This is a genomic window from Cupriavidus sp. 2SB, from assembly GCF_005503625.1.
GTDB lineage: Bacteria > Pseudomonadota > Gammaproteobacteria > Burkholderiales > Burkholderiaceae > Cupriavidus.
In genome coordinates, this window is record NZ_SCMX01000049.1 from 1 (window position 1) to 23354 (window position 23354).

The following is a 23354-nucleotide window of genomic DNA, read 5'->3' on the forward strand; positions in this document are numbered from 1 at the left end:
ATCTTCCCTCAGGCGCGTGCATGCACGCTCCCTGAGGGAACCCCTCCAGCGTCCATCACCGTTCTTGCTCAAATCCCCACGCTTTCGGCATCACGAAAGCTGCTTATGCACAGTAGGCGCAGCTGCTCTGACCCGCTTTGCACAGTCCCACGCCAGCAACCAGCCGATACCCCACCACAGCGCCAATCTGCTGGTCCTCAGGAGCCAGCTGTATCTCGTCGGCTGAGACGAAACTGCCGGTCGATATGTCCAAGAGGCTGTTGTAGAGTTTCGACGCACCGAGCGCCGTGTTGATGAGCTCGGCTTGCTTGAAGCTTGCCCGGATGTAGTGCGACGCGGCCTCTGCGCTCTTGTGGCCGAGGAACGCTTGGATGCTAGCCCTATCATGCCCCGCATCGGCGAGCGTTTGCGCCCCGGTGTGACGGAGCGAGCGCGCCGTGCTGTCCAGTTGCACGGAGAACCGCTTACAGAGAACCACTGCCCTGTCCCAGAAGGTAATTGGTCCGGTTGCGTTGAATAGCCGCAGCCGCCCGTGAGCGAGCGCCGTCGCGTGCAGCCTCGCGACGAGCGGAACCCACTCCGGTTTGACTTGGCGTAGCAACTCGAATTCGTTGCCTGGTGTTTGCTTTGCAGCATGGAACGAGAGCACGCAAGCAAGGTCGTCGCTTGCATCACGGAAGAAGCGGACATGCGTCACGTCGAGGCACAGCGCCTGAACTGGTCGCATACCGTGTTGGTAGGTGATAAGCAGTGCGACAGCGCCCTCCACCTGTCTGTCGGTCAAGTCGTCCTCGCTCGCCGCCGCATCCAGAACTCGAACAATAGCTGCCTGGGCGTCAACGGAAGCCACACGCTCTCTCTTGCCTATGCTTCGCTTGTTCTGCCGGAGGCCTTCCTTCACGAAGGTGTCCAAGCTCTTCACGAGAGGCATGTGAACTGCTCGCCAGTGGCCGGCGCCAGCCTTGCAAGCTAGCTTCAACACGGCCTTCGCGACGTTCGTCTCCAGCGGGTGGCTCAGCACAGTGGTCCAGGTCTCTCGCAGCTTTTCCGCAGGGGTAGCGAGCAGTTCCAAGATGGCTGGCCATTTGGCTATGAGGACGTTGGCGAAGGTCCGGAATGGTGCTGGGGAGGACGCCCGTCGTGTCAGCAGAACAAGCGCTCGCTGTAATTCGCCAACTTGACCCTCGGCGAACTCCAGCCGTACCGTGCTGCCAGCTGCAAAGACCTCCCAGTGACGGTCCGCCAACCTCACCACCGACTCCCGTCCGGAATACTTGTCGAAAAGGGTCATCAACGCGGGGGCAGCGGGCCACTTCCAGTCCAAGGGAGATTTCCCACCATGCTCGGACTGAGGTTGCGGGAGGGCGATTTCAATGGCGTGGTTCACGCAGAAATCCCCCGCATAAGACTAGTCTTTTCAGCAAACAGTGTGTTCCATGCTTGCATCAAGTCGTCCTGAATCGCCGCACGTGCGTAGTGCTCAGGCATGGCTGACCTCGCTGACCATCCGAAGAACGCCCGCATCCGTTGGATTGCCAACTCGCGGTCGGGGTTCAGCTCCATAAACATCGTGTATCTGGCCGTGGCGCAGGTGTGTCGCAGGTCGTGAGGCGAAATGTTCGTCTTGCCGCCAGATCTATCGAAGAGGCTTTGGATTGCCTCGGGTGCCAGGGCATCCGTCAGTTTCCTGAAGACCTTACTTAGTGCCTCGGCAGAGAGCGGGGCCCCCGCCTTGGTGGTCAGTAGGAAACCATGTCCGGCATCGGTAGGTCGATGCTCGGCGGCGAAGTGCTGGTAGAGCAGAGCTAAGTCCTCTGACACCGGAATTTGCCTGTGGGATTCCAGAGTTTTGATGCGTGGCGTGGTCGACCTCGGATCGTTCTCGAACACCGTGGTGATGTCAAGCCAACGAACCACCTCTCCTGACTCCGGGTCCACGTCTTCCTTCAAGGAGTCACAGGCCAACAGCAGTGCTTCGCCACGACGGAGCCCAGCCAGCAGCATTAGGTTGACGATGAGCCAGTTCCGCACGCGCGTTTGATACCCCTTGAAAGGATTTCGAGGCGAGCTGGGATGCGCTACCTCAAGGAGGTCCAGCAGCGTTGTTTTCGGCAGCGCACGAATGAAGCGGAAGCCACCGAGACGGGGGGCGCGCATCCTGCCCATGGCTGCCAGCATAGAAGCAGCTGCGGCCCACTCTGGGTTACTAGGCGCTAAGCGTTTGGCCAGCGATTGCACGAATGCTCTGACTACGCCCCACCGCTGAACATCAGTCGTGTTGTAGGCCGGGTCGGAGGTTGTCGTTAGATAGAACGACTCCACCATGAGCATCACGCCCTCAGCGTCCCGAGTGCTCATACCCTCGTCGAAGGCGTCGGCACCGAAGCGTTCGTCACAGTACCGATAAAAGCTGTCCAGATGCTGGAGGTACAGCTTTCGCGTGCTGGTCGCCTGAGAACTACTCGTGAGGCCTAGGGACCACGCCGTGGACCATAGTCTTGGCATGTGTCTCACGGGGTCAACGATGACATGTTCAGGAACTGCTTGAGTACGGACGAGCACTGGAGATAACGGTTGGGGATACCTCTACGTACAGAGCTTTCCCTCTAAGTGAAATGCAACACTAGCCATGGTACCTCTTAATCGACGATAGCTCTATCGATGATTCCCCCGGTGAGGGGGTCAGGGTTAGTTGCTAACCCTCCTGGACTCGCTTCGGTCCAACCTTCCGGAAGCTTCTGTTCGCGTGATTCCATAGTTCTGCGCATAGCCTGTCGCTTCGCATTCCCCAATAAGTTCTCGTTCATCCCGCTGCTCGCTCCATAGTTGTGTTGACTTGGGAGATATGCAGCACAGGATCATGCAAACATGAAGGCCTGGGCGCCACCTTCGCCTCGTCGCCATCTGCCGCAAAAATTGAAGCCCGCAACACGAAAGTCGTGTCTGCGGGCCATGGGTTGGTGGTCAATGGGACAGGCTCAGTCGGAACTGGTCACCGGGTGCGGGCTTGAGGCGAGACGCGGCCGACGACATCCATCGACTCATTTCTGATGACCGGTGCTCGATCGTGTTCGATACCCCGCACTCCCGAGCTTTCACGCGGGCACCGAAGTCATACGCCATGGAGTCCGCGGAAGCGATCCAATCCATCATCTTGAGCTCCGCGAGACAGCTCCCCTTAATACCGAACAAGTGAGCGCGAACACCTTTAGGCAACCGTCCCTCCAATCCCGAGAGAATGGCGTACAGGCCGTGAGTAGGGTGATTCAGCGAACGCCGGCATACTGAACCGACACCGATCAGAGCGGGTGGGGCCAGCCACGGTTGCCAGCGCTCCCATACTTGCATTGTTAGATCGAGACTTCGTAGATACGTCTCCACGTTCCATCCCTGCAGTACGGGTACGATTGGCTTGATCATGTTCGCCACTTCGCGCGCAGTTAGGGTCCTTGCGAGCCTGTTTTGCCACTCGTACAACACGCGTAACGACGCCTCCAGCAAAGTTGCCGTTGTGTTCACGCGGTAGTCCACTTCCTCTTGGTTGCCCGCAACCTGCGGCTCGCAGCAAAGGTCGGGACTAGACATCCAGCGAGCACCACACAGATTTGCAAACTCCAGGTACTGCTCGAGGGACCATGGATAGACGCCGGCAATGCCGTCTTGTCGGCCCTTCTTCTGCCAAAGACTGATCGCCGAGTAACCAGCTGAGTCTAGGGCGAAATCCATCTCAGTCAGATCCGTCGCCGCCGGCATTACAAATTCACGCTTCGTTGGGTTCCAGAACGCGTTCGCGCTCACCATCGCTGGGTAGCCTTGCTCGAATGCGTGGAAGGCCAGGCGGCCACCGCGGTGCGGAATGCCAATCCGCATGACCAACTCATCTTCCAGGATCGCATTCACCTGTCCTACCGGCATTCCCATCGTCTCTCCATTCATATCGCAGCACTCCAAGGTTGATTTGACCTGGGAGGGATGCAGCACAGCGTCAAGTAATCTTTTGGGATACGGGGGCGCCATGCCGAGTACAGTGCACGCGGGCTGTTCAGCGGGCAGGCTGGGCCTAAAGAAAAAACCCGCCGGCTCTCGAGGAGCGCGACGGGCGGGTTTCACGTTTGCGACAAGCTGCGCGGCGCCTGATCAACACCGGCTTCCTTCAGGATCGCCTCTTCGGTCCAACCGTTCGATAGGAGAAATGCCACCTGTGCTTCAGTACCGTCATTGTTGATTCCCGTGGCACGAGCAGAGCACTCATCGTGCACTACACTATCGAGCACGGATTCATCGCCCGCTTCCAGCACGAGACCAGCGATACGACGGGTGTCAGGCTCTGCCAATGATTCGCTCTGGGCGTCCTGGAGGAACTTGACCACCATCGACATCCCCAAATGGTGCCGGACGTCATCGTAGGCATTTAACTCCACGCCACGAAGGAAGGGATCGTCCGGCCGGCTCTTATGCCAAGCGACTTTCCACCGACGGGCGGCAGATGCGATGTACGCCTTCTCTTCATCTGTGATGCTCGCCTGAAACGCTTCCTCTGCAGCGTCAACTGCTAGCACTGCCGCCTTGTTTGTTGCTTTGCAGCTCCCAATCACGGCTCGAAGGGCGTTGCGCAGCTCGAACACATCGGTGCGTCTCGCGATCTTCGGTAGGTTCATGCTATTGCTCATTTCGCTTCTCCAGATTTGCGTGCGAAGTGCGTCCCAAGCGGGAAGCTCGTCCCCGCGGGTTGAATGATTGGTGTTGACTTGAGCCAGAATCGATGTCTTGACGCTGAAGGTATGAGCCACAGGTTCGCGCAAGGTAAGACGGTCTAGCGCCAGCGGCGCGCTGCTTGCGGGAAAAGGAAAAGCCCGCAGCACGAATGTCGTGTCTGCGGGCGGTGGGTTAGTGTGGTCAATACGATCGAGCCCTGACAAGCTTCATCAGCCGGTCGTCGAGCTGCTCGTAACCTGAGAAGACAAGTGACAGCTGATCCTTGATTTCCCGTTGGGTTTGGCCATCCTGTACGGGAATGGCCACGGAGATGACGCAGCGTGCCGGCATGGGATCGAAGTCCACCGGGAAGACAATCATGGAACCCGATGCCCGTTCTCGCATAGCCAGGACAGCTTGCGTGCACTCGGACATGACAAGCTCCTCGTCCGGAAGATCCTCAGCATCCCTGCCCCAGAACTCATCACTGAAGGCGACTTCCAGATTGCCAAGAACATAAAAGCGATCGTTGATCGTCGCGAGGTACGGGAGTACATACCCGGGGCCATCCTGGAACGGAACTGCAGCCAGGATGCCTTGAGGAGCATCGCCGGTATGCAGTTCGCCGCAGGCGTTGGTGTTGAACTCGATCGTCGGATAGTTGAGGGCCAGTGACAGCATTCGATGTCTCCTTGCGAGTGCGTGGCGTGGGAGCCGTTGGTGGATAGCTTGTTATGCCGCACAGCGCAGTGGAAGATCTGCCTACCCATTCCTGGCGGGGAGAGAAGAACAAAAGAAGGGGTGCGTCAGACCGATGGTCGATGACGCGCCCCTTGTCGAGGGTTGAGCTGGCTCTACGCCTTACTGTAGCGACGGCCTGGGCCATCGTTGTAGGCCACTTTTCCGGGCGAGAACTTGCCTGAGTACTCAAAGCCTTTGTCCCGTACGGCATTCCGGACTATGAGCTTATTCGAGCTTTGGTCGCGCTCCTTGTGGATGACGCAGTGCGCCTTCTCGACTTGCAGGAGGAACTCGATGTCGTCCTGAGCAACGAGCAGCTTGTCCTGCAGTCGCTTCCTACCACTGATTTGTCTGCCGATGATGGCCGCGCACAGTGCGGCGATCGCACTGGTCAGAATACTACCGACGGCACTAATGATCGCGGCTTGAACAGCCGGATCTTCCAGGTGAATGAAAGATTGCACAGAGCTCTCCTGATGGGTTGACTTGCGGAGAGGTATGCGAAACGCCGCGGCGTAATTTCAGCACTAAAGCGGCAGGCAGTCGGGGGGGGGGACTGCAGTGGTGGGCCAGCCGGCAGAACGCCGCCGGTGGCCTGGTCCATCATACTACTCAGCGATCAAGAACCTATTCGGATTCCGCCCTAGCCAAGAGGGCTGCCTCCCGCGGCCAGACCACGTCTTGCCGGTCTTGGGATCGCGATACTTCGGCGCGATAGGCTGGCCCTTCTTGGGACCTCGCCGCGATCGCTTGGCAATGTCGTCCACTGTAAGGCCATACTCCGCCATCAGTTCCTGAATCCTCTGAATGACACCCGCCACCTCTGTCTGGCGAGTCTCCGCGATCTGCGCCTCTAATTTTTCCTTCTGAGCAAGAAGGTCTTTCAATGTAGCCATTCACCGGTCTCCAATTTACCTTACGTATAACATCCTACTATAGACAAGGCCGGGGCAGGACTCGGAATAAAGCCCAATTTTGTTCGGCATCGGATTACTCCCCGCGCTGCAGGTAAAGCCCACAAACCAAAAAGCCCGCCTTTTTAAGGGCGGGCCTCGTGGTGCAAGGTTGGCCGTTAGGCCATTTCCAACTCAGGAGCGTCAGAATTCGGTGAAAGAGTGTTTGTCACTCAACATGGATACATTAGACCGCAGCCAAATTCTGTTGGCAACTACTATTACCCCGGGGTATCAGCCGCGCATTCCACTGACACACTCGAGCGCAGGATTGAGATTGAACCCCGGTGCGCCGCGGAACATCTCCGCCGCACCCCGGAGGTAGGAGAGCATCATTTCGGTTACCAGCCATCTCCTGCCCAGACGTTCGGCTGCCAGCCCCGTCTTCACGGTCCCGGCAAAGAGGTCAACCACCAACTCACCAGGTTCAGTGCAGAGGCGGATAAAAAAGTCCGCGATATCGGTCGGCTGCATGGCGCCGTGGATTGGAAGGCCAAGGGCCTTCGCATGCTGGCGATAGGCGCGCGTGTCCGAACAGGCATGGCCGCGCTCTATGACGTTCCGCGGAATCTTGCCGGAAGTAACCTTGCCAAAGGAGCTTGGCCGCAGCCGGTACGCTCCGTCGCCGTAGATGGCAGTCCGGTTGGCGCCGCCGCTCTGCATGAGCTCCATGTGTCGATCTGTATGCGGTTCAAGTACGCGCCGGTTGTCCGATCGAACCTTCAATGGATCGTTTGTCAGCCAGAGCACCTGCTCGTATGCGGCGGAGAGCTGGACCCGTTTCACGCAGGCCCAGTATGTGGGGCCCGGCGGCTTCGAATAGTTCACCCAGGGGATGCGGTCCATAAGGCTCAATCCGAGCCGATCGCGAAGTGCCAGGGTAAGACGTTCGGGGTAGAGGGAACGCGCCGGACTCTTCTCCTCGAATATGTCCAGACCGATGTTTAGGATCACCGAGGCCCCTGGGATTAGATTTTTGGCAATCGGCTCCACTGCATGGCAGATGAAGTCAACGTAATCGGCCTCCGTCGGGTTCCCGTACGCACGTGGCCGTCGCAATGGATAAGGGGTCGAAGTGACCACGAGCGCGATCGGCTCGTCAAAACTGGGGAAGGTGCTTTCGGCCTTGCTCCATATTGCAACGCCGAGATCTGTACTGAAGGCAACCAGTTTCGTCGTCGCCTGCGCCTTGCACAGATCCTTGCTCGCCGCATCGGCGAGCTTCCAGACCCCCCGCTCACCCTCGACACGCTCAAGGACCCCGGCCCGCCGGAGAGTTTGCTGGTACCAACGAAGGCGGCGCTTCTCTGTACTGTGCATCGCGCCACTCGCGCCAACCGGCACGCGGCGCTCCAGCGCAGCCGCATCAATGGCGCCACTGTCCGCCAGAACCTCGTACAACCGCTGGTTGTCGAGCGCCCCATTTGGGGCGTCTGCATAGGCCGCGGTGATGTGCCCAAACAAATCCAGTTGCGTCGTTGATGATTCCATTTATCGCCTCATGCGTCATAACACGTATGCATAATACGTAAGTCGAATGATGCAGGCAAATCCCGGCGCCCGGTGGCTCCCTTCCACCCGTGCCGCCGTACTCGCGCGTGGCCAGGGCAAAGCCTCGCGAAGGCGCCGGCGGCCCACGCAGCAGCTCATGCGTCCGCATGTGATGCATCTCTATGAACCAACAACGGCGGCTTAGCCGTCTACCATTCAAGGAGAACCAAGGATGATCCACAACGAAGAACTCAGCTTGCCCCACACCAACGCCAGTCCTGCACGGTTGTTCACCGATGCCGACCCCGTGGCGATGGGGCTCGTCTACCTGACCGAAGGCGGCTCCCGCCGACGCTCACCTCAATCGGAGGAGCGCGCTCGTCGCCTGGTGGCTTGCTGGAATGCCCTGATCGGAATGAGCACCGAGGACATCGAAACCATGGCGGCAGAAGCCAAACGCAAGCGCCAAGTACTCGCCGCTGATGAAGCCTTGCTTCCAACGAACTGACCCACCGGTTCCACGCCTACGACGGCTCGAACTCCTCTGCCCGCGTGCTCGACTTCGGTCGGCCGCGGGTTTTTTGTTGGAGCACTGACGACGCGCGCACCTCGCAGAAACGGGTACGGCGATCATTACAGGCCGATGTGGGGCATCCCTCTCTGCAATGTCAACTCAGGAGAGACTCAAATGCATCAACAACTGGCTGTTCGACAAGCGTCGCTTTCAGTAGAGGCCGTCATCTCGAAGCGGGTACGTCTGTACGACAATGGCGGAAAGACTCTTGATCGCTATACCGCCGTGTACCTGTTCGATCGTGAGCGAACTGGTATGTACGGGGCACGTGGCATGAACGAGAGCCCGTTCCATGGTATCGGCGCCTACTGTTCTGCAGCTCCTGGCCGGCATCTTGGCCGCCGTGTCAGCCTCGCGGATCTACCAAGCGACTGTCAGCGCCTGGTGCGTACCGACGTCGGCAGTTTCATTGCGGCGCAGACCGAATCACAAGCGGACTGATTTCCACCGCGTTGAAGAATGAACCCGACCCGCATCCGTTAGAGGATGCGGGTTCATTTTTTTACTTGAGTCAGCGCTCCCTGGAAGCGATTATCGGAATCGTAGGCAGTGATGACAACGCTACCAAACGTGTCTGCCTCTGCGCTCCAGTTTTCTGGCAGCGCCACCGGGACTTTCACCTCTCGTTGATTGATCTTCATGAGCACCCAACATTCACCTGGCGAGGTCGCCGCAAACTGACGCTCCCACGGCACCTGTGGCCGCAAGCAAGCCGTCCAGAGGATCGTGGCTATCTTCCGCTGTCTTGTTGTCACCCGACTCGGGGGCCCTCTGACAGCGAACTGGCTCCGGGCGATCTAGCCACCCGATCATGTGCGTCAGTAATCGGATGAGTGCCCGGCTGAGGCGACCAAGATGGTCAGTCCGAAGGGCCACAATCGAAAAGCTACCGTGCTCCGCATGGTGAGAACTACTCGCGAAGGTTTGTCCAATGTCCATCATCGCGCCGATCAATACCGCCTTGCCATACGCCTGGTCGTTGTAGCTAGCGATTTCCGCTTCCGTCGGCTCTATTTGACGCGACATGATCTCACCCCCTGCAAATTAGAGAGACCACACCACACCCAACGTCAGCAACAAAAGGCCAAGCACACGCACGAGTTTGGCTGAAATGGTGTCAGTGAGAGTGGCACCGATACCGCCGAGCAAGAAGGCTAAAGCTATCCCGATATGCTGCAACGATGCAGGGATGGACAACGACGAATGTGCGATTTCAAGCAGCTCTGGCGTCAGTAGGAGCACAAGTATTGCAAAAAGCGGAAAGAGCCATTTGAGATTGCGGTCCAAGTATGAAGTAACCACGCTATGTTCTCCTTCGATGATGCCTATAGGCCGGGCTTTGCCTCGAGCTTCGTGCCCAAAGGCGATGCCACAAGGTTGTTGATCTCGTCCGCGCGCTTCTGTTTTGCTGCGAGCGCGTACTGCTCTGCCGACGAAGGATTGGCCCGAATCTTCTCCACGAGAATTCTTAACTCGTCCAGCGAATCACTGGTTGGACGCCCTCTGGCCGCACGCCAGTCGGCTACAAACTGAGACACCGACTCAATCCGCAATGCTTCGAGCTCGGCAAGCATCTGTCGCTGCTCTCGATCCCGGGCCTCTTGCGCCTGAGCCCGATAAATCTCCAGTTGGACATCCCCATCGCGCCCAATCCCACTGGACAGAATGGCGGCCACGACGACTGCAATTGCGCCCAACAACAGAATCCGCATCACCTACGACCCTCCCCGTATCAATCTCGCTGGTCGGCATGCGGATCTTCCTGGGAGGAATCCCGTCCCATACCGGTAACTTGTCAGTCCGAATCATATCACGTATGCATAACACGCACCGATAATACAGAAGGTTCATTTTCGCACCGGCACGGATGGCCGCAGCAGCAATGCGCGTAGAATTGATGCCCCAGCTACGACACCGAGAACCGAAGAATGTCAGCCACAATCCCACTGCTTCGCCAAGCCATCGAACCCATCCTGGGGACCATTCAAGATCGAGTACATGCTGTGTGGATCGACACCGCCGGGAACACGCTTACGGTGCGCTTCCAGACGACCCCTGAGGACTCCGCCGGCATGATGTTGCACGTGGTCGTCAAGGATGCAGCTCAGAGGATTGGTATCCCGAACATCCTGACCCAAGGTATTGGCGTGCGAGGGCTTGGACGCTCGCTCATTGCCTCAGTGCGATCAGTGGCGGGCCAGGTCGGCTATCGCCTTTTCATCGACGACATGGTTCAAGGCTTCTATCGCAAGAGCCTTGAATGGGGCGCCATCGAGGTAGATCACGAGACGGTAGAGATCACCGATGCTACGCGCCTTGCCGACGTTACACCGGGCCACAGCACGTTCAAGGCCATCAACGCCAGATTCCTGACAGACGAACAAGTGCTGGCCGCACAAGAGCGATTCCTTGCGGCTAACCCTAGTGTTCTTGCCGAACTCAATGCTTTTTCGCCAGAGCTCGCCAAGATTTACCACATCAATCTGGAGGATCAGCGCAAGAAGCTGGCAGCCGAGGCCATCGCCACGCAAGCGCGGCGAAAGGGTATCGACGCCTTCGAAGTATGGCTGGAGCACGCCATCGAATCCCCCAGCGAGCGCACGAGCATCCTGGAGCGCCGCCAGGAACTGATTCGCGCTGCGATTGGCAACTAACAGAAGCCGTTCACATTGGCCGTCCCAGCGACTGGGAGCCCCCTCGTTGGAACGGCGTCAGAAGTTGTAAGTAATGGCGCCCTGGCTCTCCGAGATCCATTTCTTGGCGAGCAGGGCCTTGATGATCGACTCAACCTCGCGATCGGCGAGAGTCGCGGGGCGGAACATCGAATGAATGTGCTTGGCTAACGTGGCACGCCGGCGCGGCCGTGCCGCCTTCCGCGAGCGAGACAATATCTCTCTGGCCTTCTCCGCTGTGCACTCGCGCGTGGTGCCGCCGGCTGGTTTTGCAGCCTTGGCACTATCTGGCTTTGTTGGCGCTTTGCTCGCCGGCGCAGGCACTGCCTGGGGTACCGACCTTGGAACCACGCTGCTTGCCTCTGCCTGAAGGGATCGCATGACATGCGGTTCCGCGACATGCATGCCATTGCTCTGCAAGGCCGGTTGCGTCGGCCTTGGCGCCGGCGTCACGGCCCCAAAGTCAACCACAATCGGCTCTGCTGCCGGCGGCGCGTATGGGGCGTCTGGGGTGTATCCGAATGCTTCTGCGATGGTCGTAACACGGCTGGCGGGGATTCCGTGCTGAGTCCGGAGCCAATCGAGTAGCGGATCAAAGCCCTTGTCCCGAGACAGGACCACCACCGGTCCCTGCTCACCAGCCTGCGCCATTCGGCCGAGCTCGAAGGCAATATGAAAGTCAAGTGCGTTTGGACCGGTGCCGCTCGAGCGCACCCAGCGAGCGCGCTCCCCCATCTCCTGCAGCCCCATGGCCACCTCGATCGGTACTTTCCGCTGCAGCTCGCCCGCGAACACGGCGATGCGGGTGTCCGGCGCTAGCCGCCCAAAATCGATCGCCTGCACATTCTCGAAGTCGACAAGCACGACAGGGCCACCCATCACTTCGACCCCAGTCCTACTGCCCCCACCAGGCCGCCGAGCCGGCCAACGCTTCCCTGAAAATCCTGCACTCGAAATCCTCCCGATGCACGTTTTATGTACTTTTGACAAATTCTACCAATACTCACTGCGCCGGCGTAACAGCCGGTACACGGTCGACGTTGTCACTTCGGGATGACGCGATTGCGTCGGTGGTATTCGGTAGCTGCTATCGGGCCCAAACGGAGGAATCTGCCCATGCAGTGGGGCCAGGGGCCTACGCTGCCTCGCTGGCGAACAAATCGTTGACCTCCTGGTGCGCGAAGATCTCAGCAGCCCAGCCTCCCTCATTCCCAGCGATCTGCTTTGCAACGGAGGCGAGATAGGTGCGGTTGCCTGGTCCCGAGACGGAAGTGATGACCTCCTTGATGACCTAGTTGGGCAGACGCCTGAGAAGTCCCCTGGAGCGGCTTGCATTTAAGCTGCGGCCTCGCGGAGGATCATCGGCTTCACGGCCGCAGAACCGCTCAGATGAAGACCCGATCGCCCGCTACAGGGGGGTCTTCAGGCTTGGCACTCGACTCTTCAGCGGGGGCTACTGCCTTCGGCGAGAACCGAACAGAGTGGAGGCCGCAGAGCTCTTCCATCTCAGCATCGCCCAACAGATCGTGCACGTTGTACAGCCTGTAAAGAATGGCGGCCACCGAGCGGCGATGCGAAGCTGCGATGTCAACGTAGGGCACCTTGCGCTCAACCTCATCCTTGAGGAGCGCATCTTCCTCCGGCGACCACTTCGATCCCTTGGATTCCAGCCCAGGAGCGCGATCAGTGTCTGCCTTGGGCGTCGCACCGTCGGATGTCCCCACCAGCCGTGTGCGCGCGAGATCTATCCAGACCTGGCGCTTGTCATTCTGGCTGGCGTGGAATTGAACGCTGGCGATGACAAGCAGCGGATCGACATCCAGACCCAGTGCGACTTTCCAGGCTTCGTCCACGGACAGCGACGCCTTCCCAGTGCGCCATTGCGAAAAATGCTGCTTCGACACGCCGAGATACTCGGCAAGGGTGACGTCCGCATGGAAGCCCTTGGCGAGCTTGAGGCGATCCAGCCATTCGACTGGCGACGGCATCTCGACCTGCCCGGCCTCGGGTACGCGCTTCCTTGCGTCAGCGGCGGCACCCGCCTTCTCAGGCACGGTCGGCAGTGGCACCCCCTGCAGCTGGCTGAGGGCCGCGGCGCCGGCGGCAGCGGCGTGGCGGATGTTGGAGTTCAATCTCACAACACCGTCTGAGTAGGTACGCCCGGTTTCCTCAAGTCCCGCCGACAGATTGAGGAGGATCTTGATGCTTCGTTTCGACTGAGCGTTGATGGACATGACAGACCTCCCGTATCACTTGACGAACTGCGGCGCTGCTCGCCGCCTCTACGCAAGCACCCCACTCCACTGCACCGCGACGATCGCGCCGGCGAACAGCAGAACGTCCCTCACCGCGTCAAACCCGATGTCGGTGGCCGCAGCGCCTTGCGCTCGCGCGAACCGCCAGCCTTGAATTGCGAGGACGAAGGCAAGTAGCGACGTCAAGAAGAACGGCCGAACGATCTCTGGCACAAGCGCCGCGAGCACGCCGAGCAACAGCCCGTCCCGAACCCCCTGAGTCACATCGCTGATAGCCAGCGTGCCAAGGCGGAAGACCGCCGGCTCGCCCTGTCGAGAAGGCAGATACGACATCCTCGCCACGTCATCAGCTTGCGCCAGCCTGGTTCAGTGCCTCACCAGCAGCGGCCCCACCGACTCTTGCCACACCGCGCTGGCAAGCCACGGGTAGAAGATCGCGATCACCAATCGGTAGACCGCATAGAAGCAGCCCGCCCGCATTGCGGTCGAAAGAAGCTCGAGCCTGTCCATGGTCACCGGCCTACGGGCAAGGAACTGGGACGGGCGCGATCGTCAGCGATAGCAATGAGCAGCGCCGCGGCGAAGATTGCAGCAACAATGCCAAAGCTGCCGGCCAGGTCAAGAATCGTGACCGGCACAGCGTCAAGCGGCGAGTTTGTCTCCGGCACAAATGACGCAACCCAACGGCATGCCGACAGGAGCTCTTTCTCTATGAGGATGAGTGCCCCGATCCCAAGTGCAAGGGCAATAACGAAGCCGAAATGGGACAGGCTTGCAGCCACGCGATCTTCCAGCAGTACCGGGGCTTTGGGCGTCTTGCGCCAGAGGAAGTAGAGAACCGCGATTGCCGCAGCAGAGAGAAGGACGAAGCCGATTGAGTGGAGCATGATCATACTGGTAGGTATTGTGGAGATACTCAAAGCCCGAGATCCGCACGGATCTTCGCGACCTCAGGCATCTTCCGGTACCGGATTGCCTTGACCCCTACGGTCTTCAGCAGCTGGTCGCGGCGGCGGTCAAGCGCCTTCTGCGCGCTCTTGTCATGCGTCGCGTCGTCGAGCTCGATGACAGCGACCACACGGAATTCCTTGTTGCAGACGATGAAGTCGCCGCGGTTGTGGGCCACCTGGTGACGCGCCTTTGTCTTGTCGACCAACGCCATGGTCTTGACCTTGAGGAACGCTCCAAACACCACCTGTGGTGCGACGATCAGGTCCCGGCCGGCGGCCTCTTTCAGGCGCCAGAACAAGTCCTGCTCATGCTCGGTCAACAGTGGGATCGTTTGGTAGTGTTTGGGGGAGTACTTCGACCCCGACTGCAGCCTCATGACGACGAGGTAGACGAGCACCGCGAGGATCGCGCAGACGACCACAAGACCGGTGTAACTGATCTCCATAGTCAAATCCTCGCTAGGCTGCGTGCCTCTACTAGCGCCCCCGCAAGCTTGTTCGTTTGCTGAGAGAAGTAGGCGAACTGTTTGGTATGCACCCCCAGCCTCACCATCTCGGGCAGGTTGTGGGCGACGTCGGAAAGCTCGTAGATCAACGCGGCGGCCCTGGAACGGCGATCCGCCGCACCCCGATCAGTTGGGGAAAATCGTCCGAAAACGCCGCGGCGAGGCTTTGGCTCTGCCACGATCCCGCTGAGCTTGCGAATCTGCATGAACGCCTCACCACACAGGAAGAGGGCCTCGGATTCCACCGTCTGTGGTGGCGCTGGTTCACTGACTAGTTGGTTCATGGGCGGTAGTGATGTCGTCGAATACATACGCTTCGATACGTAACACGTATCTATACTATATCATACGCAAAATCGTCGCCAGAGTGAGAGCGGCAGACATCCACCGGCCTGTCGGCTGATCGTTTTGTCCTTGCCAGAGCTCTGCATAGAGAGAGGGGGCGCACTACGTGTACGAAATCTGGCTTATCGAAGCGAATGGCGAGCGCGTGTTGGTTCGTGACGACGTCCTAGACCCAAACTTGGCACAGACACTCGTGAGCTGCGGGAACCAAGGTGCCGCACTCCGAGGTCAAGCGCACCGCTATGAAGCCGTGCCGGAGCCATTCGCCGATGCCGATAAGGCTTCCTAACGCAACAGGAATGCACCGGGCGGGAGATCCGCCCGGCCCTCCGGGAAACACAATGCAGACCGAAATCACTGAGTATCGGCAGTCACAGCACAGCCAAATTGATCAGGCTCGAGCAGAAGCGGTTGAGCGACTGCACCAGGCGACGGCGATCTATACCGCGGGGCCGGTGGTGGACCAACTCCTTGGGCGGCTTGACTGGCCTCGGGATGGGCGCCGGCTGGTCGACCCGAGCTGCGGTGACGGCATGTTCCTTGAGCGTGCCCTTGGAAAGCTCCTTGCAGCCAGCAAGCACTCGCGCCTAACAAGCGCCAGTCTGCTGGCGCAAGTCGAGGGCTGGGAGGTGCACGCAGGCGCGTGCATCGAGGCGCGTGCACGTGTCGCAGCTACGCTGTGCCGACATGGCTATGACCACGCGACTGCCACCAAAGTGGCCGAGTCGATGGTCCATAACCGGGATTTCCTGACTGACGGGCCGCAAACGGCCGTCTATCACGTTGTCGCCGGCAATCCGCCCTACCTGCGCTGGGTCAACGTCCCGCCCGTTCTGCAGGACCTCTATTCCGGCCATGTCCCGGATTTCGCTGCGAAAGATCTTCTGCATAGCTTCCTGGAGCGTTGCAGTCGTGCCATTCATCCGGATGGTCAGATCGGGTTTGTAACTGCCGATCGTTGGCTCCAGAATGCCGGGGCCGCGAAACTTCGCGCGACCTTAGGGACCCGGCTTGCCATTTCCCACCTTGAACGGTTGGACTCAAGCTCGGTGTTCTATCGCCCGAAGAACCGTCGCTCGGGCACGCCCCCGAGGGTTCATCCTGTGTCTGTCGTGCTGAAGGCGACGGCCGAACTGCAGCGTTCGCACGATTTTCGCGTGCTTACGGAGCGGCCAATCTATCCAGGCGTCGACGAAAGCCGTTATGAAGGCCTTCCAACGCTGGAACAGTTCGCCCAGGTACGCATCGCACCATGGCTCGGCTCTTCCGGGATCTTTGTGGTGGACAAAGAAACGGCCGCGACGCTGCCGGGCGAGTACCTGGTGCCAGCGGTCGACACCGATGACATTGTCGACGGCCGCCTTTGCACGCCGCGGCGATTCGCCATCAGGACGGCGCCTGGTGTGACGCCGTGCAATCGCCTGATTGAGCACTTGCAGCGCCATATGCACAAGATGGCGGCACGGGGCCGGCGGGGTACCTTCTGGCTACCGCCGGAGACCTTTCACCGCATGGATCTGTCCCGCGAGACATTGCTCGTGCCGCGGATCGCCACGTCGCCTAAGGCCGTGCGCGTCCCGCCCGGCATTCTGCCGATCAACCACAACCTGAGCATCGTGTGCGGTGAGCCTGACGTGCTTGATCGAGTCGAGGCCGCGCTCCGCTCGCCTCTCGCAGCGCAATGGGTGCGTGACTACGCCCCGCGCCTGGAGGGGGGTTATTTCTCGCTGACCACAACGTTGCTCAGGAAGATGCCGATCGACGCTCCGTTCGCTTGAACCACCTTTTGACGCGTTGTCGCGGGCACAACCATCTCCGTGAATTCCAACGCCAAACACGACTGAGGGGCGACATGAAACAACGTAAGAAACCATCGGTATCCCGGCTCACTAAAGGCCTGTGGCGCCAAGCGTATGACGCCGAAGAGAAGGCAGCCAAGTTACGCGAGTTGGGGTTTGACCGCTATGCGAACTCTGTTGGGGCGGCTGCAAGGGCTTTTTCCGATGCAGCAATTTTCTTGGAGGCGAAGGCAAGTCAATGACCGAGGATTTCTCGTCGTTCCTGGCGACGGATGCGCGGACCAAGCGGCGACTACCCGTTGACCTACAACGCTTGTGGAGACTGGATCGTGGCTTGTGCCCAGTACATGGCCAGCCGTTGAGCCTCTCGATCCAGGCGGAGCCCATAGACCGTGCGAGCGACCTCTCTCCTTTGGAATGTCCTGTTGCGGGTTGCAGGGCCAAGGTTTCAGCATGGGACTGGAATCTCCCGGGCAACGAGAATCGTCCCTATTGCATTGAGAGCCTTGGCGACTGAAATCGGTGTCTAGGCCCGCTGATTGTTGATATGTCGCGCAGAGCGTCGGAAGTGTGAATCTCTTTCAGATCGAGAAAGTCATATGCGAATCGAGTTTTGCCAGAAAGGCACATGGGCCGCGCTCGAAGCAGCCCGCGAATGGTGCCGCGAGAACGGTCTATCGGTCGGACAATCAAGCGCCACGGGGCCGTCCGGCTTGCTTTTCGGGAAGGTCGATTGGATTGCGAAATGGCGCAATCTCACCGAGGCAGAACAAGACGCGTTGCATGGGACCATGAGTGGCGACTTTCGAGAGGGCCCGATCGTGATCGTTCTCAAGGATGAAGCAGTCGCCGCGCACATGGCCGTCATGAAGGCCAAGAATCCACCAACGGCCTAGGCTGCCTCAGCGCGAGAACGGTGCCATGCAAACGACAAGGACTGTCTACTTCACGATGATCTTGCATCCTGCCTCGGGATGGACGCGCGTTGGAAATGCCTATCCGAGCAAGGCGGCTGCCAAGGATTGGGTACCGTTCGTTCGGCGGGCGTGGAGGGGCCTTCGAACAAAAGTAGAGCCGTGCACATTGCTGTTTGACGATGGGGTCCTCAACGAAGAGTCTCGGCGCTTGCTCGATCAGAAGTTCAACGTCGACGCTGAGGCGAGAGCGCCTCAAACGTGATTCGAACGGCGAACCACTGGGCAATCTCAACTTGACGAAATTTACAATAACAGATAACAATACGTTGTGTGTATTGCTATGAGTCTGCGACGCTCAGTTTGAAGCGCCCGTACCGGCCGGCAGCCGGTAAACCCGAGTGCACTGCGCTCGATTTTGGAGAGAAAGATGGAAGCAGCCGATCGATTCAAGGTCGCTGGCCAGGCTGGACTGGTGTTCGCAGTTTGTCTTGCTGGCTTGGGGTATTGGCTGGGCGTCCTCAAAGGCCTGTTGCCAGCCTCCGCGTGCATCATTGCGGGGGCAATGATGGTAACCAAACGCCAATGGGGCGCCGGATTTGCAGCAGTGATTGTGATCATGGCGTTGTCCATGGCCGGCCAAGTGCTGCCGCCGTTGCCGTTCTGATGCGGTGCGCGACAGCTTTCGTGAATTGGAAAGGGAGCGGCAACCTGCCCTGATAACGGCAGAGTGGACCGCGCCGGCTGGGGCGTTGCTGGATCGCACCGCGTCGGGGACCTAAAGGAAGGACAGGACCATGTTGGATTGGATTTGGGCGGGCATTTGTTTGATCACCGGAGTATGCATCCTTGGTCGCAGTGTCTATGTCGAGCATCGAAGCATGGGTAACGGTGATGCAGCTACGCATCTGCTAACGATACTGCTCGGGGTGATCCTCCTGTTCTTCTCGGCTTTGGCAATGTACGAACCATGGCTCATTCCATTGCGCGCGTGGTTCTCGAGCACCATACCTGAGCCAGGAACCCTATTTCATGACCTGACGACCTTCGCTTTGACACTCGGTGTGGTCACGATCTACGTCATGGCCGTCGGAGCTGCCACGATGCTCCCGTTCGAAAGGTGGTTGAAGCGTCAAACCCCGAGCCAGAGAGCTTCATCGATGCGTTGTCCCGAATGTGGGGCGCAGCGCAGTCGCGGATGAGATGTACTGCGAGCCCCACGTGCCCGGCAACTTTATGTATGACAAGTAGACTCAACATGTGGGCAGCATTTTCCCTAGTTTCCGCGGCAGTCATAGCCGCAGTTCCGGCGATCGCACTCGCATCGCCTACCGACGATCCCATCGCAATGGCCATTGCCTCTTCCGGCGTGGCCGTTGAGCAAACCCTCAGCCCCGACCAGGCATTCCGCCCGACAGTGCAGCAGCACGGGCACGAGATTGAGCTCCGGTTCTCTATCGCCGACGGATATCACCTCTATCGGGACAAGATCCGCATCGAGACCGACCCACCTGGCGGCCTTAGCGACCCTGTTTTCCCAGCAGCAGAAGTGAGGGTGGATCGGGTTCTTGGTCAGCAGAAGGTGTTTTCCAGGGACGCCACGGTGCGGCTGACAGTGGCAGAGCAAGCCCCCCATCGCTTCAAGATGACGGTCAGGTATCAGGGCTGTGCCGGGGTGGGCGTCTGCTTCCCGCCGCAGGAAGCGCGGTTCAAAGTCAAGGGCACGCCCTCCCCCGTGAAAGCAGTCTCATCTGCTCCGCCGCCGGCGTCGCCCATGCCGACGCCGATCGCGCCGATCGCCTCCGCTCCAGAAGCAGCCCCGGCAGCCACACCCCTCGAGGGGACGGACATGCCGCCGGCGGCAACCGATCAGAGTGAGCGCCGCGGCCTGATGCCGTCGTGGCTGGGAATGTTGGCGGTGGCCACGATTGCCATCGTCCTGTCCGTGTTTCTGAACGCCTTCGAGCCGTTGAGGCCCGATGCAAGGAATCGCCACCGGTTTGCCAAGGGGTTTGGACTCCTGCTGTTCTTGTTCGGCGCCGCACAGATGGTCGGCGTGTTTGCCGGCGGCAGGAGCCTCCTTGCCCCTCTCAGCGTCCTGCTATCCGCCCGCTAGCGCAGTAGAGATGATCGAGGCGCGTTAGTTGTCAGGACCGCGGTATTCACACACGAGTGCACAAATGCAAGTCGCCAGCATTGTTGTAGAGGGCCAGGTATGTCGGGACATGCACGACGAGCATCCAGGGCTCGCGTACTTCTACATGGATGGCCGCCGGCAGGTGCCGATCAGTCATCCGCTTTCAATGGCGGATGGCAAGGCCCTCGCTGAATCAGCGTGGCAGCGGTATCACGGCGAGTCGAGGTCAGCGGACGAATACGAAGAGTACGACGGCCAGTTCACGCCGAGCCGCGTCCTCCTCCTGAACAACGACGAGGCTGTCCTTCAATGCTATGAGGGGAATGGCTGGCTGACCGAGTTTGACTCACCCGAGCAATGGGCCGCGATGCTTACCCAGGCCGGTGAGCTCACGTCTGAAGCGTCCATCGAGGCTGGCTGGGATAACTTCAGTACCGCGAAGGGGCTTCGAGCTCAGGCGACCCACCTTCGTCGGCGAGTATCAATTTCTCAGGCCCATTTCGGAATGTTGCCGGCGCCGAAATCCCGCCCGAAGCCACCTGCCCCTCGCATGCGAGGGCTGGACGAGCGGGTTGCTCTCGCGCTGGCACGCATCACCCGCATTGCCTACCCTGAGGAATGGCGCAGTGAAAGGGAGTCCGTAGAGAGAGCAGCTGAGGCCGTCGGTAGACGTGACTACCACGCAGGCCTGGATGAGCCCCCCATCATGTTTGCCGACGAGCCTATCCTGCTGAAGGCATGGGCGGAAGGCCGCGCCGAGGCCGCAGATCTCGAGTAAATCCGGATTTCAAGATTATGCCCCTCCCCACGGCGGCCGGAGGAGCCGCGCCCCTTGCCGAGAGTCTCGATCGCCCTTAGATTGGCTGAGTATCGATAACGACGCACCGTGCAGGAATAACAGATGGAAGAGAACGACCGAAAGAAGAAACCTCTTTTCGTGGACGGGGTTTGGTGGCCAATGACTCAAAATCCGTTCCACAACGGCCGGTACCAGGTCCAAGTGAAATCTGGGGACATCATTGATGTGAGGTGGAAGAACGGGAAGTGGAAAGGCCCGATCGACAGCTTCGCTCAATGGCGCGGGAGGGAGCTCGCGGATATCACGACGCACAAACCCCATCGTCGCAAGATGAATCTCTACCATATCAGCAAGCCCGAGAAGTATGCGATCGCCGCAAAGGGCGCGTGGCTGCTAGCTAGACGTGCCGTCGGCATGAAGCGTAGCGGGTCGGCATACAAGTACTACCTCGTCGCTCACGCGATCGCAAACCAGTCCCTGAAACGGGCAGACAAGGAATGGATCGAGCGGTTCAAGCAGAACCCGGTCAACGAATCGCTCGTGGAGGAACAACGCGCAAAGGTCGACCGCTTCTTCAAGAAACGTGGCGGTAGGCCGCCCGCTGCGAGCATTGAGTTGGGGGCGATCGGGCGTTGACCGTCAACAGAAATGAAAAAGCCCTGCAAGTGCAGGGCTTCGCGAGATTCCGGGGCGCAGATCAGCGCCGGATGCCGGCATAGGCTCCACCGGAGACCGCCGATGCATCCCATTGTTTGGCTTGTTCAGCTCGCTTCTTCAGCGCCTCAACGCTCATCTCAGGACGCGCGAGCATGGCTCGCACACGAGCAACTGCAGCTTTATCTGCAGACTCCTTAGTACGGCGCACCTTCGGTGCCAAGCGGCCAGTCTTGAGATCCATGATTTGTCCTATTGATTTGTCGTGCCCAAATGCCAGGGTGATCACAAATGATCAATTGGAAGGGTAATTGCGTACATTCTACTGCCTTTTGGCGGGGCGCGTCATCGTGCTTACCGTCCTCCCCAGCATCCTGGCCTTCGTGTAGCCGTTGGCTTCATAGTACGGGACCACTGGTTTTAGTGGCTTTTCGATCACAATGTATTCGGACTCGAAATAGACCGAGAGGGCATCGAGAACCACGTCAATTGCGACGAGCCCAAGTCCATCGATCGCACGATTGTCCAAGTCACGCTCGAGGAAGAGAAGCGTCGTGAGTTCGCCGGCGCGACTAACGCGCACCAGGCTCAGAATGCAAACGACATTCTTCGATCGAATCCCGATAAAGCAGCTCCTTGTATTTGAGCTGCACTTCCTTTGGGCCAGGGCCCAGTTCAACTGCGCTTGAGATCCCCAGTCAGCGATGATCTGCGGAACGACTGAAGTGTGGACGATTTCCACCTTAGCGGAGGGATCGTCAAACAGCCCGCGCACCTTGGCCTGTGCTTCGTCAATCGCATTTTGTACCTGCTCAACAAACCTCTTACGGGCCTCTGCTCTAGCGGACATACGTCTCCCAGTTATTGCACGGCACGCGCCGGCGCCCCCTTCTTTGGGGCCCTAATTGTACGAGATGCTCGGACAGCTCGAATGTTGCCAGTATGCGACATATCAGCTTTCTCACGTTACGACCGAGCTCCCCTCCAGCAGCACTCATCAGCGATGGGTATCCGTCTGGAGCCCCAGCACGATACTTGCGTTATTTTTACGTATTAACATACACTTTTACCGAGGTATCTTCCAAATTACAACGCCTTCACTCTCGTCAGAATGCGCAATGAGCCACTCCAGAACCTGATGGATCAAGCCCCTCGCGGTCAGCCGATGGACACAGAAATGCTCCGCGATATGGGCATATCCGAACGCGCCCTTAGCTACCTGGTGAGCGCCGCCTGGCTCCAGCGGCTCGGGAAGGGCGCCTATCTCCTGAGAGGCGACCACCCAACCACAGAAGGTGTCATAGCGTTCTTGAGCCGGCGCATAAGGGGACTCCACGTAGGTGGAAAAACCGCTCTGGATTGGCAGGGTGTCCGCCATAAAGTCGCCTTCCGCCCGACGGTCGTACTTTGGGGACAGGACTCATACAAGTTCCCGGACTGGGTCAAAGACCATCTCAGGTATTCGTATCAAACGACTGACCTGTTCGAAGAATCGCTCCCATACAGCGAGGGCCTGAAGCCAATACCCGCCGGCAATCCATCGGTCCTCGTGTCCGTCCCTGAGCGTGCGTTCCTCGAGCTCGTCAGCGACGTCGGCAAAGGCCAAACGCTCGAAGAGGTAGTGAACATCCTCGCCACAATGCGGAGCATACGAGCACCGGTCCTCCACTCGTTCATGGCGCAGTGCACGCGAATCAAGGTTCTCAAGCTTGCGAGAACCTTGGGCGAGGAAAGCGGGTTTGCATGGGGCGAGGACCTCCAGCCGCATGTCGACAAGCGCAGCCGCGGAAAGCGGTGGTCAAACAAAATGAAGGATGTGCGGATCACGCTTAAACCGTGAACAGCCGCCCCCCTCCCCTACTCAACTCT

Annotated in this window: 31 protein-coding genes; 11 read left to right on the forward strand and 20 right to left on the reverse strand. The window is 59.2% G+C overall.

Going from position 1 to position 23354, the window contains the following annotated elements; genetic code table 11:
- Positions 1-103: 103 nt before the first annotated feature.
- The 8 genes from FFS21_RS20855 to FFS21_RS20890 form a co-directional block, all read right to left on the reverse strand.
- A complete protein-coding gene (locus tag FFS21_RS20855) occupies positions 104-1387 on the reverse strand; it encodes a site-specific integrase (RefSeq protein WP_137926691.1) in 1284 nt (427 codons plus the stop codon).
- Positions 1384-2178: a tyrosine-type recombinase/integrase gene (locus FFS21_RS20860; protein WP_208110732.1), complete on the reverse strand. Its 795-nt coding sequence runs from the start codon at positions 2176-2178 to the stop codon at positions 1384-1386. Before FFS21_RS20860 ends, FFS21_RS20855 begins: the two co-directional genes overlap by 4 nt.
- A gap of 786 nt (positions 2179-2964) precedes the next feature.
- Positions 2965-3936, reverse strand: a complete 972-nt coding sequence (locus FFS21_RS20865) for a deazapurine DNA modification protein DpdA family protein (protein WP_029309217.1) — start codon at positions 3934-3936, stop codon at positions 2965-2967.
- Between the two features lie 170 nt (positions 3937-4106).
- The gene (locus FFS21_RS20870; RefSeq protein ID WP_029309216.1) at positions 4107-4670 is read right to left on the reverse strand and encodes a hypothetical protein; all 564 of its coding nucleotides are present in this window, start codon (positions 4668-4670) and stop codon (positions 4107-4109) included.
- Between the two features lie 226 nt (positions 4671-4896).
- The gene (locus tag FFS21_RS20875; RefSeq protein WP_029309215.1) at positions 4897-5376 is read right to left on the reverse strand and encodes a hypothetical protein; all 480 of its coding nucleotides are present in this window, start codon (positions 5374-5376) and stop codon (positions 4897-4899) included.
- 173 nt (positions 5377-5549) lie between these two features.
- Positions 5550-5900: a hypothetical protein gene (locus tag FFS21_RS20880; RefSeq protein ID WP_225934806.1), complete on the reverse strand. Its 351-nt coding sequence runs from the start codon at positions 5898-5900 to the stop codon at positions 5550-5552.
- 144 nt (positions 5901-6044) lie between these two features.
- Complete coding sequence (locus FFS21_RS20885; protein WP_029309213.1) at positions 6045-6332, reverse strand: H-NS histone family protein; 288 nt, start codon at positions 6330-6332, stop codon at positions 6045-6047.
- 291 nt (positions 6333-6623) lie between these two features.
- A complete protein-coding gene (locus tag FFS21_RS20890; protein ID WP_029309212.1) occupies positions 6624-7880 on the reverse strand; it encodes a DNA methyltransferase in 1257 nt (418 codons plus the stop codon).
- Positions 7881-8112: 232 nt separating this feature from the next.
- Between FFS21_RS20890 and FFS21_RS20895 the strand changes: the two genes are divergently transcribed.
- Together FFS21_RS20895 and FFS21_RS20900 are read left to right on the forward strand one after the other, a co-directional pair.
- Complete coding sequence (locus FFS21_RS20895) at positions 8113-8388, forward strand: hypothetical protein (protein WP_017512758.1); 276 nt, start codon at positions 8113-8115, stop codon at positions 8386-8388.
- 180 nt (positions 8389-8568) lie between these two features.
- Positions 8569-8895, forward strand: a complete 327-nt coding sequence (locus FFS21_RS20900) for a hypothetical protein (protein WP_225934805.1) — start codon at positions 8569-8571, stop codon at positions 8893-8895.
- A 53-nt stretch (positions 8896-8948) separates the two neighbouring features.
- On the opposite strand, the gene FFS21_RS32100 is transcribed toward FFS21_RS20900, so the two are convergent.
- From FFS21_RS32100 to FFS21_RS20910, 3 genes are all read right to left on the reverse strand, one after another.
- Positions 8949-9095, reverse strand: a complete 147-nt coding sequence (locus FFS21_RS32100) for a hypothetical protein (RefSeq protein ID WP_158664426.1) — start codon at positions 9093-9095, stop codon at positions 8949-8951.
- Positions 9096-9498: 403 nt separating this feature from the next.
- Positions 9499-9756 (reverse strand): hypothetical protein, encoded by a 258-nt coding sequence (locus FFS21_RS20905; RefSeq protein WP_029309209.1) that lies wholly within the window; start codon positions 9754-9756, stop codon positions 9499-9501.
- Between the two features lie 23 nt (positions 9757-9779).
- The gene (locus FFS21_RS20910) at positions 9780-10130 is read right to left on the reverse strand and encodes a hypothetical protein (protein ID WP_171020461.1); all 351 of its coding nucleotides are present in this window, start codon (positions 10128-10130) and stop codon (positions 9780-9782) included.
- A gap of 252 nt (positions 10131-10382) precedes the next feature.
- On the opposite strand from FFS21_RS20910, the gene FFS21_RS20915 reads away from it, so the two are divergent.
- Positions 10383-11108: a DUF6388 family protein gene (locus FFS21_RS20915; protein WP_029309207.1), complete on the forward strand. Its 726-nt coding sequence runs from the start codon at positions 10383-10385 to the stop codon at positions 11106-11108.
- Between the two features lie 57 nt (positions 11109-11165).
- Here the strand turns inward: FFS21_RS20915 and FFS21_RS20920 are convergent, their stop codons facing one another.
- From FFS21_RS20920 to FFS21_RS20945, 7 genes are all read right to left on the reverse strand, one after another.
- The gene (locus tag FFS21_RS20920) at positions 11166-12005 is read right to left on the reverse strand and encodes a PIN domain-containing protein (RefSeq protein ID WP_029309206.1); all 840 of its coding nucleotides are present in this window, start codon (positions 12003-12005) and stop codon (positions 11166-11168) included.
- 506 nt (positions 12006-12511) lie between these two features.
- A complete protein-coding gene (locus FFS21_RS20925; protein WP_051723354.1) occupies positions 12512-13360 on the reverse strand; it encodes a helix-turn-helix domain-containing protein in 849 nt (282 codons plus the stop codon).
- Between the two features lie 48 nt (positions 13361-13408).
- Positions 13409-13714, reverse strand: coding sequence for a hypothetical protein (locus tag FFS21_RS20930; RefSeq protein WP_029309204.1), 306 nt, complete (start codon positions 13712-13714; stop codon positions 13409-13411).
- A 33-nt stretch (positions 13715-13747) separates the two neighbouring features.
- Positions 13748-13891 (reverse strand): hypothetical protein, encoded by a 144-nt coding sequence (locus FFS21_RS32105; protein WP_158664425.1) that lies wholly within the window; start codon positions 13889-13891, stop codon positions 13748-13750.
- 2 nt (positions 13892-13893) lie between these two features.
- Positions 13894-14268, reverse strand: a complete 375-nt coding sequence (locus tag FFS21_RS20935; RefSeq protein WP_137926693.1) for a hypothetical protein — start codon at positions 14266-14268, stop codon at positions 13894-13896.
- Positions 14269-14297: 29 nt separating this feature from the next.
- Positions 14298-14777 carry a DUF2726 domain-containing protein gene (locus FFS21_RS20940; RefSeq protein WP_029309202.1) on the reverse strand — a complete coding sequence of 160 codons (480 nt, stop codon included), beginning with the start codon at positions 14775-14777 and terminating at the stop codon, positions 14298-14300.
- Positions 14778-14779: 2 nt separating this feature from the next.
- Positions 14780-15121: a hypothetical protein gene (locus FFS21_RS20945; protein WP_035833587.1), complete on the reverse strand. Its 342-nt coding sequence runs from the start codon at positions 15119-15121 to the stop codon at positions 14780-14782.
- Positions 15122-15523: 402 nt separating this feature from the next.
- Between FFS21_RS20945 and FFS21_RS20950 the strand changes: the two genes are divergently transcribed.
- From FFS21_RS20950 to FFS21_RS20985, 7 genes are all read left to right on the forward strand, one after another.
- Positions 15524-16960: an Eco57I restriction-modification methylase domain-containing protein gene (locus FFS21_RS20950; protein WP_029309200.1), complete on the forward strand. Its 1437-nt coding sequence runs from the start codon at positions 15524-15526 to the stop codon at positions 16958-16960.
- Between the two features lie 74 nt (positions 16961-17034).
- Positions 17035-17223, forward strand: coding sequence for a hypothetical protein (locus tag FFS21_RS20955; RefSeq protein ID WP_137926694.1), 189 nt, complete (start codon positions 17035-17037; stop codon positions 17221-17223).
- A gap of 357 nt (positions 17224-17580) precedes the next feature.
- Positions 17581-17877, forward strand: a complete 297-nt coding sequence (locus FFS21_RS20965; RefSeq protein ID WP_051723352.1) for a hypothetical protein — start codon at positions 17581-17583, stop codon at positions 17875-17877.
- Between the two features lie 448 nt (positions 17878-18325).
- Positions 18326-18562 carry a hypothetical protein gene (locus tag FFS21_RS20970; RefSeq protein WP_029309197.1) on the forward strand — a complete coding sequence of 79 codons (237 nt, stop codon included), beginning with the start codon at positions 18326-18328 and terminating at the stop codon, positions 18560-18562.
- Positions 18563-19153: 591 nt separating this feature from the next.
- On the forward strand, positions 19154-20011 hold the full coding sequence (locus FFS21_RS20975) for a protein-disulfide reductase DsbD N-terminal domain-containing protein (RefSeq protein ID WP_158664424.1): 858 nt from the start codon (positions 19154-19156) through the stop codon (positions 20009-20011).
- Between the two features lie 64 nt (positions 20012-20075).
- Positions 20076-20810 (forward strand): hypothetical protein, encoded by a 735-nt coding sequence (locus FFS21_RS20980; protein WP_080711480.1) that lies wholly within the window; start codon positions 20076-20078, stop codon positions 20808-20810.
- Positions 20811-20933: 123 nt separating this feature from the next.
- Entirely contained in the window at positions 20934-21467 is a 534-nt protein-coding gene (locus FFS21_RS20985) for a hypothetical protein (protein ID WP_029309193.1), read from the forward strand.
- A gap of 61 nt (positions 21468-21528) precedes the next feature.
- Here the strand turns inward: FFS21_RS20985 and FFS21_RS20990 are convergent, their stop codons facing one another.
- Positions 21529-21729: a hypothetical protein gene (locus FFS21_RS20990; protein WP_137926696.1), complete on the reverse strand. Its 201-nt coding sequence runs from the start codon at positions 21727-21729 to the stop codon at positions 21529-21531.
- A gap of 78 nt (positions 21730-21807) precedes the next feature.
- A complete protein-coding gene (locus FFS21_RS20995; protein ID WP_029309192.1) occupies positions 21808-22335 on the reverse strand; it encodes a hypothetical protein in 528 nt (175 codons plus the stop codon).
- A gap of 261 nt (positions 22336-22596) precedes the next feature.
- Here FFS21_RS20995 and FFS21_RS21000 point away from each other — a divergent pair, with 261 nt between their 5' ends.
- A complete protein-coding gene (locus FFS21_RS21000) occupies positions 22597-23325 on the forward strand; it encodes a type IV toxin-antitoxin system AbiEi family antitoxin domain-containing protein (RefSeq protein WP_029309191.1) in 729 nt (242 codons plus the stop codon).
- Positions 23326-23354: the final 29 nt, after the last annotated feature.